Origin of the sequence: Pantoea sp. FN0307 (genome assembly GCF_050113815.1) — a bacterium.
Lineage (GTDB): Bacteria > Pseudomonadota > Gammaproteobacteria > Enterobacterales > Enterobacteriaceae > Mixta > Mixta alhagi.
In genome coordinates, this window is the sequence record NZ_JBNJSO010000003.1 from 226,600 (window position 1) to 239,064 (window position 12,465).

The following is a 12,465-nucleotide window of genomic DNA, read 5'->3' on the forward strand; positions in this document are numbered from 1 at the left end:
AAAAAACAGCAACCATGAGATATACTCCTGGTTGCTTTTATCGTTATTGCCCGCTTCCCGGGGCCTGGAGAATAGCTTTGCGCGTTAGTCGGTCACTTACGATCAAGCAGATGGCAACGGTATCTGGCGTTGCGGTAGTGACTATCTGTATTTTTATCGTTATTCAACTTTTTCATTTTGTGCAGCAGCGCAGGACAGACTACGCCCAGCAGATGGAAAACATCGCGCATACGGTGCGTCAGCCGCTGTCCGAAGCGGTGCTGCGTGCCAATATCCCGCAGGCTGAACGCATCCTGCAATCTTTAAAACCCGCCGGTATTCTTTCACGCGCCGAAGTGGTGCTGCCTAATGCTTTTCAGGCGTTGCATACTGATTTTGAGAATGAAAAAGCGGTGCCGCGCCTGATTGCCCGGCTGTTTGAACTGCCGGTACAGATCACCGTACCGCTGTATTCGGTGGAGAGCGCCGCCTCGCCGAAGCCACTGGCCTATCTGGTGCTGCAGGCCGATTCATGGCGCGTGTACCAGTTTATCCTCAGCACCATGGCCACAATGCTGACCACTTATCTGCTGCTGGCGCTGATCCTCTCCATTGCGATCAGCTGGTGTATTAACCGGATAGTGATCCATCCGCTGCGCGATATTGCTCATGCGCTACAGGATTTGCCGCCGCAGGATATCCTGACCCATAAACTGCCGCTGCCAAAGCTGCACCATGACGATGAAATCGGCATGCTAATTCGCAGCTATAACCGTAACCTGCAGGTGCTGGAGTCGGTGCATGATGAGATGAGCCGCCTGACCACGCATTATGTTTTAACCGACCTTCCCAACCGCACGCTGTTTCTGGCGCTGCTGGAGCAGCACTTAAAAGCCGCCGTCTACAGCGGGCCGTTTACCGTAATGGTGGTGCGCATAGAGACGCTGCTGGAAGCCAACGGCGTGCTGACGGAAGAGCAGCGCGATACGCTAACTTTGACGCTGCTGGAAAAAATTCGCGGCGTTATTGAAGAGCGAACCGTGCTGGGTCAGCTTGGCGTCAGCGATTTTGCGCTGCTGGTAAAAAAGGCGAACAACCCGTTTCGTGCCTACCGTCTGGCACGTAATCTGATGAATCGTCTGCATCAGCCGGTCAGCCTGCATGAGGTGCAGCTACGCCCGACGCTCAGCATTGGTATTGCTCAGCGCGACGCCAGCAATATGAACGCGCCAGAACTGTTGGGGCGCGCGGTTTCCGCCATGATGTCTGCCCGTCACCAGGGCAAAAATCAGATTCTGTTTTTCGATCCGTTGCTCACCGAGCGGGCGCAGCGGCGGCTGACGCAGGAACACGATATTTTGCAGGGGCTGGAGCAGGAGCAGTTTGCACTGTTTTTACAGCCGCAGATTAATATGGCCAGCGGGGAGCTGGTCGGCGCAGAGGCGTTGCTGCGCATGCGCCAGCCAGACGGCAGCTATAGCCTGCCGGAAGAGCTGATCACCAATGCTGAGGAAATTGGCGTTATCGGCGCGCTTGGGCGCTGGGCGCTGGAAGAGGCGTGCCGGGTACTGGCAGCCTGGCAGAAGCGGGGTATTCAGCTGCCGCTGAGCGTAAATATTTCCGCTATGCAGCTACGCGAACCGGGCACTGTCTGGCATCTGCAGGAGCTGTTAGAGCGCCACCGTATTCAACACGGCAGTCTGGTGCTGGAGTTAACCGAAACCGCGCAGATTGGCGATACCGCTCAGGCAAAAAGCCTGCTTGGCGCGCTGCAGGAGGTGGGCGTGGCGGTAGCGCTGGATGATTTCGGCACCGGCTATGCGAATCTGAGCTATCTGCATCAGTTCCGCTCGCTGCCAATCAGCAAGCTAAAAATGGATCGCAGTTTTGTGTCGGCGCTGCCCAATGACGATACGATGGTCAGGATTGTGGCGGCTATCTCGGAAATCACCGCGCTGGATGTGGTGGCGGAAGGCGTTGAAACGGCTTCGCAACGCGACTGGCTGCTGGCGCGCGGCATTACCATTGGGCAGGGCTATCTGTTTGACGGGCCGCTGTCGCTGAAAGATTTCGAGAAATGGCTGGCAACACTCTCTCCTCAAAACTAGTGGTAAAGGGCCGCGCTCCCGCTCATAACGCGTGAAGGGTATAGCGAGGCCTGCAAAACCCCAGCATTTAATTCTGAATATCTGGTTATAGATCTTTTAACTGAAGCGTTTCAGTTCATAAATTTTGATTATGGCCCGTTCGGGTGGTGACAGAACATATCAATCTTGTTAATGCAGTGTTATTTTTTCGCGCTATGTATTGATGATAAAAACAGCTAACGCCTCGTCCCCACGCCGTCAACGGATACGCTTTTATGAAAACTTCTCTGCTTAAGAGCCTGTATTTCCAGGTATTAACCGCGATTGCCGTCGGTATCCTGCTTGGGCATTTTTACCCGGAACTGGGTGCCCAGATGAAACCACTGGGTGATGCTTTCGTCAAATTGATCAAAATGATTATCGCGCCGGTGATTTTCTGTACGGTCGTCACCGGTATTGCCGGTATGGAAAGCATGAAAGCGGTTGGCCGCACCGGCGCGGTGGCGCTGCTCTATTTTGAAGTGGTCAGCACGATTGCGCTGATCATCGGCCTGGTAGTGGTAAATGTGATCCAGCCGGGTGCCGGTATGAATGTCGATCCCGCTACGCTGGATGCCAAGGCAGTGGCGGTTTATGCCCAGCAGGCAGAGCAGCAGGGCATTGTGGCCTTCTTGCTGGATGTGATCCCCGGCAGCGTCATTGGCGCTTTTGCCAGCGGCAATATCCTGCAGGTTCTGCTGTTCGCTATTCTGTTTGGCTTTGCGCTGCATCGACTGGGCGATAAAGGCACGCTGATTTTTAACGTGATTGAGAGCTTCTCGAAAGTCATCTTTGGCATCATCAATATGATTATGCGCCTTGCTCCGATTGGCGCTTTCGGTGCCATGGCCTTTACCATCGGTAAATATGGCGTTGGATCGCTGGTGCAGCTGGGTCAGCTGATTATCTGCTTCTACCTTACCTGCTTTCTGTTTGTGGTGCTGGTGCTGGGCACTATCGCCCGCGTTACCGGTTTTAATATCTTTAAATTTATCGCCTATATCAAAGAAGAACTGCTGATTGTGCTTGGCACCTCCTCCTCTGAGTCCGCATTGCCGCGCATGCTGGATAAGATGGAAAAGCTGGGCTGTAAAAAATCAGTGGTCGGGCTGGTTATTCCTACCGGCTATTCATTTAACCTTGACGGCACCTCAATCTATCTGACGATGGCCGCAGTATTTATCGCCCAGGCCACCAACAGTCATATGGATATTTTCCATCAGATCACGCTGCTGGTCGTACTTTTGCTCTCCTCGAAAGGCGCGGCGGGCGTTACCGGCAGCGGCTTTATCGTGCTGGCCGCAACGCTCTCTGCGGTAGGCCATTTGCCGGTCGCCGGACTGGCGCTGATTCTGGGCATCGACCGTTTTATGTCCGAAGCACGGGCGTTAACCAACCTGGTCGGTAACGGGGTGGCGACAATCGTAGTGGCGAAATGGGTCGATCAGCTGGATGAAAAGCAGCTGCACGATCAGCTGTCATCAGCGAAAAAGGCGAAAAAACTGCCGGAAACGTCGGTCTAACGCCTGATATAAAGCGCATCGCCCTGCGCTAACGTGCATGAGGACGCCGCCTGGCAATCAGGCCGCGTCCTTTTTTATTGGGTAACCGCCGCATATGGCGTCATGAGTTGTACAGCTTATGAACGCCTGCGACGCTACAAACGCGCTAAATCTATAAATAACCATAAAAAACCTTTATCTGTGCCCGCTGTGACTTGCCCTTGCAGCGGGCATTTGCATAATAAAGCCCACACAGACTGTGTCAGCTCATTGCACCGGAGATGGCCGGGCACGGTTAGCGTTCATTTTATTTCACGTCGTTGTGTGACAACCTCGTTTTTGCGTGGTCTAACTGCCGGTGCGCCCGCTGTGCGTTATCAACAGGAAGATAGCGTCAGACTATCGTGCGTCATCAATGAGATTAAGTTGGTAATTGAGTAGGGGTTCACATGCAGGGCACCAGAATGCGTCTTTTGGTTGGTGGGTTGTTGCTGGCGGCCGTCAGCGGCACATTGCAGGCTGAAACACTACAACCCGATCCCGCCTGGCAGCAGGGTAAATTAGATAACGGTTTTAAATGGCAGCTGCTCAGCACGCCGCAGCGTCCCAACGATCGTGTGGAAGTTCGCCTGATAGTGAATACCGGATCGCTGATGGAAAATGCCCAGCAAACCGGCTTTAGTCATCTGCTGCCTCGCCTGGCGATGGTCCATAATACCGAGCTTGATCCAGCGCAGCAGCGCTCGCTCTGGCAGCAGGGAATGGACCCCGATCGTCCGTTGCCGCCAGCCGTTACATCCTATGAATTCACGTTATACAATCTCAGCCTGCCAAATAACCGCCCGGAACTGTTGAAGGAGGCGTTAAGCTGGCTTTCTGCCACGGCAGGCAAAATGTCGATCAATGAGCAGGTGGTAAACACCGCGCTTGGCGCTGACGATCCCATCGCCAGCTGGCCGCTTAATCCACGTGACGTCTGGTGGCGTTACCGGCTGAAAGGTTCCACGCTGTTGGGGCACGATCCCGCCGAGCAGCCCAAAGCACCGGTTGATATCAATCAGCTTGGCAGCTTCTATAAGCAATGGTATACGCCCGATGCCATGACGCTCTTTGTGGTTGGCAATGTTGATAGCCGCGCCCTTAGCGAGCAGATTAATAAAGCCTTCTCGCCGTTAACAGGCAAGCGTGATACGCCAGCACCGATGCCGACGCTTGCTCCATTGCCGCCGCAGCCGGTTACTCTGGTGAATCCCAGCCTGAAGCAGGATCGTCTGTCGCTAATCTGGGATATGCCCTGGCAGCCCATCCGTGATTCGCAAAATCTTATCCGCTACTGGCAGAGCGATCTGGCGCGTGAAGCGCTGTTCTGGCATGTCCAGCGCGTATTAAGCGACAGCAAAGCGCAGGGCGTTCAGGTGGGCTTTGACTGCCGCGTGCTTTACCAGCGGGCGCAGTGTGCGATCAGCATGGATTCCAGCGCAGAAACGCTGGAGAAGAATATGACCCTGATTGCTCACGAGCTGGCTAACGTGCGTGATAATGGCCTGCCGCAGTCGGAGTTTGACGCGCTGATGGCGCAGAAAACCACCGAGCTGAATAAATTGTTCGCCACTTATGCGCGTACCGATACCGATGTATTGATGAGCCAGCGTTTACGCTCGCAGCAAAACGCGGTAGTGGATATTGCGCCGGAGCAGTATCAAAAATACCGGCAGGATTTCCTGAATAGCCTGACGCTGACTGCGCTGAACCAGGAGCTGCGTCAACAGCTGTCGCAGGAGCTGACGATGGCGCTGATGCAGCCGCAGGGCGAACCAGAAGCCAATATCAAAGCGCTGCATGAGAGCTGGCAGAAAATCATGACCCCGCCGCCGGCTCCGGTGGCTGCCACACAGGAAGAGGGCAAAGCGGAAGTGTCAGATATTCCGGTGCCACAGTCATAAAATCATCGCCGGTGAGGGTTAAATCTCACCGGCGTTTTTTTGCGCGCTGTCAGACTGTGGTGGTAGCGGTTTTTTTCGCCCGCAGCCATTCAGTTACCAGCATTGGCCAGCTGGCTAACGGCGAATCGGCCAGATTGCGCATCCCAAAGCCGTGGCCGCCGCGCTCATAAAAATGCAGTTCCACCGGCACTTTTTGCTCCCGCAGGGCGCTGAAAAAGGCCATGCTGTGGGTGACCGGCACGCTTTCATCATCAACGGCATGGATCAGCAGCACCGGTGGTGTTTCACGCGTCACGCGGGTTTCCAGCGAATAAGCTTCCAGAGTTTTATCGTCCGGCCATGCGCCAAGCAGCCGCTGACGCGATTCGGCGTGCGCCAGACCATCGCGCATGGAGATAACCGGATAGACCAGCACCAGCGCATCAGGACGCGCCGAGAGTTTGTCTGCGTTATCCTGCGGTGGATAAAGCTTTTCGCTAAAGCGCGTACCCACGCTGGCGGCAACGTATCCGCCGGCGGAGAAACCCAGCATCACAATGCGTTTACCGTTAAGGCCGCGCGCGGCACGATCGCGCAAAACGCGAACTGCCCGCTGTGCGTCAGCCAGCGGCGCATCGGCCCCTTCATGATGTCCATCTCCCGGCAGGCGATAGGTCATTACCGCCAGCGTATAACCCATTGCGGTGAAGAACGTCGCCAACGAACTGCCTTCGCTATCAATCATAATGCGCGCAAAGCTGCCGCCTGGCGCGACCAGCAGCGTGGTGCCGTTTGATTCTTCCGGATACCAGACGGCCAGTTCAGGACAGCGAACGCCGGACGCTGCCCGATTGTAAGGTTCAAATTCTTTGGCTAAATCGATGATTTGCGGTTTAGCGGTCGACTGACTGGCTCCGGGCGCGTCGCCTTGTGGCCAGAGATTGAAAATATCTGCTTTCATAACCTGTCCTGATTAGCGTGATGTTAGGTGCCGGAGCCAGGTACTACGAAGGCGGGGCATCATTAATCATTGGCGTTAAGGGGCGTGCGCGTCCAGCATTTACTGTGCGCTAACCGGCAGAATCAGAATTAGCCTGGCGCGGGAAAGTTGAATTTATCTTATGGGAAAATAGTTAGGTTTATTAATAATTTTTGTCTAAAGAAGAATGTAGCGAGAAGATTATTGGTTTTTTCCGGGGGAATGTAGCAAGGTTATTAGTGAATATAAGATCTTTAAAATTAGATGGCGTTATCATTATACGGGATAGTAAACGTGGTTTAATCAAAAAGCTTTGATTAATAACAAGGAGTAGTTATGGCTATAGAATGCATTTTCACGCTCAATGGTATGCCTTTATCAATATTAGAATGTAAAGATGTGGGGAAGTTCCCTGCTTTCTCTGGCCAGAAATATGGTCGAAATAATCCTACAATGACAGGGCGGGAGAATATTGGTCCGATTCCAAAAGGGCGATACTATATTCTCAATCGTCAGTCAGGCGGGCGAATGGGATTTTTATACGATATGGCTTTGCGCTATGGCTACGGAACTGACCGTAATGAATGGTTTGCATTATACCGAGATGACGGGCAAATAGATGATTTTACTTTTGAGAATGGCATCAGGCGCGGGCGGTTCCGGTTACATCCGGTTGGACCAAGAGGCTTAAGTGAAGGATGTATAACAGTTAATCACATTCCAGATTTTCATTATTTGCGTGCTAGTCTTTTGCAAACTACTACATTTAGTATCCCAGGAACGAGTATGAAAGCTTTTGGCACAGTGCGGGTAAATTAATGAAAATTATTAAATGGATAGTGTGGACATTGGGTTTTGTCATTTTACTGCTGATGCTCAATCTTATTGTGCCACAGTTTATTTCGGTTGATCTTCAATATCGGATAGCAAATATAGCTGGCGTGGCTGGCGCAGAGCAGATTGGTAATATGCTGGTAAATATAACCTTTATTATCTCTCTGATTCTTGCCGTTATTATTTTTGCGGTCGCAGTGACGCTAACGCGTAACAGAAAACGTTAAGCTGCCTGGAAAAAGCCCCATAACTGGCAGGGGCTGTTAACCGGAAGCGGTTGAGGATGAGAAGGTCGCTTATCTGGCGCTACCAGTTACGCAACTCGGCATAGGGCACCATCACATGCTCCTGATAGGCCGGACGCTGCGTTAAGCGCTGATAATAATTTTCCAGTGCAGGCAACGCGGGACGCTCTATTTCCAACGTGTAATAGCGGTAAAGCAGTGTGCCAAACAGGATATCCGCTACCGTAAGCCGATCGCCCGCCAGATAATCGTGCTGCGCCAGCCGCTGGTCGGCAATCTTTAATAGTTTCGTTAGATTATCCAGCGCAGCGGCAATCGCCTGCTCATCCCGTTCCTGCGGGGCGACGACAAAAACCGGCCAGAATATCGGGCGCATAAAGCTGACATAAACGTTAGATTTCGCCCATTCCGCCCAGACATCAATCGCCGCTCTCGCCAGTGCGTCCTGTGGCCAGAACGCATCATCGCCATAGCGGCTGGCGAGGTAACGGACAATGGCGGCGGATTCAAACAGCGGCTGGCTGTCGCCATCACGCAGCACCGGCACCAGGCCGTTGGGGTTCATCGCCAAAAACTCTGATGTATGGTTACCGCCATATTTGTGTCCGATGTCGATGCGCTGGTAAGGCAACCCCATCTCGCCAATACACCACATCACAGTCTGTACATTCGATGAAGTTTTACGTCCCCAAACCTTAAGCATTGCTTACTCTCCTGAGCGATAGCGGAGCCTACAGCATAAGCGCCGCTTTTAGCGCGGCATAGCATTAAGCGGAATAATTGCGCCGCGATGCTGGATAACCGTGCTGGCAGTCAGGTGACCACGCTGCGCCGCTTCCTGCGCGCTGCCTCCGCACAGCCGCACCGCCAGATAGCCTGCGCTAAAGGAGTCGCCCGCTGCGGTGGTATCGATAATTTTTTCTTTTTCCAGCCGGATGGCCGGTACTTCCAGCAGCGGCTCATCGTTCAGCGCCACCAGACAGGCATCCGCGCCGCGCTTGATAACGATTTCGCTTACGCCGGCGGCGCGAGTGCGGGCAATCACCTGCTCTACAGGCGCTTCATCCCATAGCGCGGTTTCATCATCCAGCGTCAGAAAAGCGATATCGGTGCAGCTGAGCATGGCCTGATAGGCCTGCTGCGCCGCCTCGCGGCTTGCCCAAAGGCGTGGTCGATAGTTGTTATCAAAGATGACTTTGCCGCCGTTAGCGCGACAGGCAGAGAGCAGTGTCATCAGCCGCTGCCGATCTTCTGCTGACAGAATCGCCAGGCTGATGCCGCTGAGATAGAGATAATCGAATTGCGCCAGCTGCTGGCAAATCGCCTCTGCCTGTGGGCTTTGCAGCCAGAAACGCGCAGCGGCTTCATTACGCCAGTAGCTAAAGGTGCGTTCGCCGTGCGCATCAGTTTCAATCACGTACAGGCCAGGCAAGCGGTTATCCAGGCGCTGAACCAGCCCGGTCTGCACGCCTTCCTGCTGCCATGCGGCAAGCATTTCACTGCTGAAATTATCGTTGCCCAGTGCGGTAATGTACTCGACCGTCAGCTGATCAGCCTGCGTTTGACGTGCAATATAGACGGCGGTGTTCAGCGTATCGCCGCCAAAGCCTCGCTTCAGCGCCTCTCCCTGTGATGAAAGTTCGATCATGCACTCGCCGATTACCGCTATTTTTTTCCCTGCCATCATAATCACCCCCGTAATAAAAGGCTTTAGTCTCCACCGAGCGCGGCGGTGAGTCAATATTTTAAAACAGCGTTTTAATTTAACTTAAGTTGTTAATTTGCTGAGATAAGCAGCGATAAAGCAATAAATCACCATGTTATTGTTACGATTGAAAAGGTTTCTTGCTGTTAAAGTAGCTGCCTTCAACGCAGCGCTGGCTCCGAAAACTTTACCAGTATGCTGCGATTGACTCAGGAACAGGGCCTGACTATCAGGATAAAAATCATGATGATGAATAAAATAAGTCATCGGCTTCCTTCCTCAATTGTCATGCAACAACATCAAGAACAGCGGCACTATTGGCTGGGATGCCAGCGTTTTTACACCTTCCAACCGATTTATCAGGTTACGGGCCGCCTGATGGCAATTGAGCTACTGACTGCGGTGTCGCATGCGTCTGCGCCGGGTCAGAAACTGTCGCCGGAACGCTATTTCGCTGCACTGGATATTCCCCAACGCTTATATGTTATTCAGGAACAGCTGGAGCTGCTAAGCCAGCGGGAACGCTTTTTCGAAGATGCCGGATGTGTTGCGTCGGTGAATATCGACGGGCCGGCGCTACTGGCGATTCAGCATCACGCGCCGCTGCGTGCGCTGATTGCCCGCCTGCCCTGGGTTCGCTTTGAGCTGGTTGAGCATCATGTTCTGCCGCAGGAAGAGATGGTGGTGCAGATGCCGGAACTGGGCGCGCTGTGGCTGGACGACTTTGGCTCCGGCATGGCGAACTTTTCTGCGCTGACAGAGCTAAGCTACGATTACATCAAGCTGGCACGCGAGCTGTTTATTCTGTTGCGTAACAGCGAAGAGGGCCGCTGCCTGTTTACATCACTGCTGGCGCTGATTAATCGCTACTGTAAAGGGGTGATTGTCGAAGGAGTGGAGACGGCCGAAGAGTGGGAGCAGGTGCGCAATTCGCCCGCTTTCGCTGCGCAGGGCTATTTCTTTGCGCGTCCGCAGCCTTTTGATGAACTGGTTAATCTGCCGTTTCAGCTTGCCGGATGCTGATTTGTCTCCTCTCTACTATCTTTACCAGATAGATTGCAGGTAAGGAGATGGAGATGTCACGCACAGGAAAAGTTACCAGCTGGGTTATTGGGATTTTTTGTTTGCTGGTTGTGGTGATTGTGGTTGTAATCGCAACCTTCGACTGGAATCGCCTGAAGCCAACCATCAACCAGAAAGTCTCTACGGAGCTGAACCGACCTTTCGCGATTCGCGGCGACCTTGGCGTTAACTGGGTGCGCAACCGCGATGAGCCGGGCTGGCGTCGTTGGGTGCCCTGGCCGCAAATACATGCCGAAGATATTGTTCTGGGCAATCCGCCCGATATTCCTGACGTCACAATGGTGCACTTACAGCGTGCCGACGCGACAATTTCACCGCTGGCGCTGCTGCACAAAGAGATTTTTATTCCCTGGATCAAGCTTCAGCAGCCAAACGCCCGCCTGATCCAAACCGCCGATAAAAAGAACAACTGGACCTTTGAACTCGCCAGCAGCGACCAGCCAGAGACGGAGCAGCAGCCTTCCGCCTGGTCTTTTCGCCTGGATAATATTGTGTTTGATCGGGCGCATATCGCCTGGCGCGATGCCATTAATAAAGCCAATGTGAAAATGGAAGTGGATCCGCTGGGCAAGCCGGTGGCTTATAGCCAGATTGCTGGCGGCGATGATAAGCAGAAGGGCGCAGCGGATTTCATCTTTGGCTGGCGCGCCAGCGGCACCTGGAACGATCAGCAGCTTGAGGGAAGCGGTAAGCTGGGCGGCATGCTGTCGTTGCGCAGCAAAACGACGCCTTTCCCGGTGCAGGCTGAGGTACGCAATGGCTCGACGCGCGTCGGGATTACCGGCAGCCTGCAGGATCCGCGTAATCTGGGCGGGCTGGATCTGCGCGTGCGTTTTTCCGGCGATACGCTGGCTAACCTTTACGATTTAACCGGCGTACTGCTGCCGGATACCCCGCCATATGAGACCGATGGTCATCTGAAAGTAAAATTCCGTGAAAAGGGCGCTACCGTTTACCATTACGAGAATTTCAATGGTCATATCGGCGATAGCGATGTTCACGGCACGCTGACCTATACGCAGGGCAAACCGCGACCGAAGCTGAGCGGGGAAGTAGAGTCTCGCCAGCTACGCATGGCGGATTTAGGGCCGCTGATTGGCGTGGATTCTGGCAAAGACAGCGACAGCAGCAAGCGTACAAAAGCAAAAGGTAGCGACAACAGCAATCAACCTGCCGATCGTGTGCTGCCGCATGATCGTTTCGATACTAAAAACTGGGACGTAATGGATGCTGATGTGAAATTCAGCGGCAAGCGTATCGAGCACAGTAATTCGCTACCGTTAAGCGATCTTTATACCCATTTACAGCTAAAAGATGGCGATCTGCTGTTGGATCCGCTGCGCTTTGGCATTGCGGGCGGCTCTATCAATTCAACTATTCGTCTGGAAGGTAGCCGAACGCCCATGCGTGGCCGGGCTGACCTGCATGCTCGTCGGTTGCATCTGCGCCAGCTTTTACCGGACGTAGAGGCGATGCGTAGCAGTATGGGTGAGTTGAATGGCGATGCGAAGTTAAGCGGCACCGGCAATTCCGTAGCGGATCTGTTGGCTACCAGCGATGGCGATATGAAGCTGCTGATGAACGAGGGCGTGATCAGCCGTAGCCTGATGGAGATTATTGGTCTGAACGTGGGTAACTACGTGGTGGGCAAGCTGTTTGGCGATGAAGAAGTGCGTATCAACTGTGCAGCCGCCAATCTGGAGGTGCGTAACGGCGTTGCCTCGTCGCGGCTGTTTGTTTTTGATACCACGAATGCCGTGGTTTACCTTTCCGGTAACGTTAACTTTGCCAATGAGCGCATGGATCTCTCTATCAATCCGGAAAGCAAAGGCGTACGTATTGTTACTCTGCGCTCGCCGCTATACGTGCGCGGTACCTTTAAAAACCCGGATGCAGGCGTGAAAAAAGGCCCGCTGCTGGCGCGCGGCGCGGCGGCAGTAGCGTTAGGCACGGTACTGACTCCGGCAGCAGCGCTACTGGCGCTGATTTCCCCCAGCGATAATGAAGACAATCAGTGCGTGAATGTCTTACAGCAAATGAAGGAGCAGAAGTAACGCGCAACGTAAAAAAGGCGTCATTTAGACGCCTTT

At 53.5% G+C, this 12,465-nt stretch carries 11 protein-coding genes; 7 read left to right on the top strand and 4 right to left on the bottom strand.

The window, feature by feature from the left end; genetic code table 11:
* The first annotated feature begins 77 nt into the window (after window positions 1–77).
* The 3 genes from hmsP to ACQE3Z_RS11555 all read left to right on the top strand — a co-directional run bounded on the left by hmsP (window position 78) and on the right by ACQE3Z_RS11555 (window position 5,550).
* Window positions 78–2,087, top strand: a complete 2,010-nt coding sequence (gene hmsP / locus ACQE3Z_RS11545; RefSeq protein WP_426973913.1) for a biofilm formation regulator HmsP — start codon at window positions 78–80, stop codon at window positions 2,085–2,087.
* 254 nt (window positions 2,088–2,341) lie between these two features.
* Window positions 2,342–3,628 (top strand): dicarboxylate/amino acid:cation symporter, encoded by a 1,287-nt coding sequence (locus tag ACQE3Z_RS11550; protein ID WP_426973914.1) that lies wholly within the window; start codon window positions 2,342–2,344, stop codon window positions 3,626–3,628.
* 428 nt (window positions 3,629–4,056) lie between these two features.
* A complete protein-coding gene (locus tag ACQE3Z_RS11555) occupies window positions 4,057–5,550 on the top strand; it encodes a M16 family metallopeptidase (protein ID WP_426973915.1) in 1,494 nt (497 codons plus the stop codon).
* 49 nt (window positions 5,551–5,599) lie between these two features.
* On the opposite strand, the gene ACQE3Z_RS11560 is transcribed toward ACQE3Z_RS11555, so the two are convergent.
* On the bottom strand, window positions 5,600–6,490 hold the full coding sequence (locus ACQE3Z_RS11560; protein ID WP_250651394.1) for an alpha/beta hydrolase: 891 nt from the start codon (window positions 6,488–6,490) through the stop codon (window positions 5,600–5,602).
* Between the two features lie 354 nt (window positions 6,491–6,844).
* Here ACQE3Z_RS11560 and ACQE3Z_RS11565 point away from each other — a divergent pair, with 354 nt between their 5' ends.
* Window positions 6,845–7,327, top strand: a complete 483-nt coding sequence (locus tag ACQE3Z_RS11565; protein WP_426973916.1) for a DUF2778 domain-containing protein — start codon at window positions 6,845–6,847, stop codon at window positions 7,325–7,327.
* The gene (locus ACQE3Z_RS11570) at window positions 7,327–7,569 is read left to right on the top strand and encodes a hypothetical protein (RefSeq protein WP_426973917.1); all 243 of its coding nucleotides are present in this window, start codon (window positions 7,327–7,329) and stop codon (window positions 7,567–7,569) included. Before ACQE3Z_RS11565 ends, ACQE3Z_RS11570 begins: the two co-directional genes overlap by 1 nt.
* Before the next feature lie 79 nt (window positions 7,570–7,648).
* On the opposite strand, the gene ACQE3Z_RS11575 is transcribed toward ACQE3Z_RS11570, so the two are convergent.
* From ACQE3Z_RS11575 to ACQE3Z_RS11585, 3 genes are all read right to left on the bottom strand, one after another.
* Window positions 7,649–8,290, bottom strand: a complete 642-nt coding sequence (locus tag ACQE3Z_RS11575; protein ID WP_426973918.1) for a glutathione S-transferase family protein — start codon at window positions 8,288–8,290, stop codon at window positions 7,649–7,651.
* Between the two features lie 48 nt (window positions 8,291–8,338).
* Window positions 8,339–9,271: a sugar kinase gene (locus tag ACQE3Z_RS11580; protein ID WP_426974076.1), complete on the bottom strand. Its 933-nt coding sequence runs from the start codon at window positions 9,269–9,271 to the stop codon at window positions 8,339–8,341.
* Between the two features lie 84 nt (window positions 9,272–9,355).
* Window positions 9,356–9,559, bottom strand: a complete 204-nt coding sequence (locus tag ACQE3Z_RS11585; protein ID WP_426973919.1) for a hypothetical protein — start codon at window positions 9,557–9,559, stop codon at window positions 9,356–9,358.
* Between ACQE3Z_RS11585 and pdeH the strand changes: the two genes are divergently transcribed.
* Together pdeH and ACQE3Z_RS11595 are read left to right on the top strand one after the other, a co-directional pair.
* Entirely contained in the window at window positions 9,536–10,315 is a 780-nt protein-coding gene (gene pdeH / locus ACQE3Z_RS11590) for a cyclic-guanylate-specific phosphodiesterase (protein ID WP_426973920.1), read from the top strand. The genes ACQE3Z_RS11585 and pdeH overlap by 24 nt on opposite strands.
* Window positions 10,316–10,368: 53 nt before the next feature.
* Window positions 10,369–12,429: an AsmA family protein gene (locus ACQE3Z_RS11595; protein ID WP_426973921.1), complete on the top strand. Its 2,061-nt coding sequence runs from the start codon at window positions 10,369–10,371 to the stop codon at window positions 12,427–12,429.
* The last annotated feature ends 36 nt before the right edge of the window (window positions 12,430–12,465 follow it).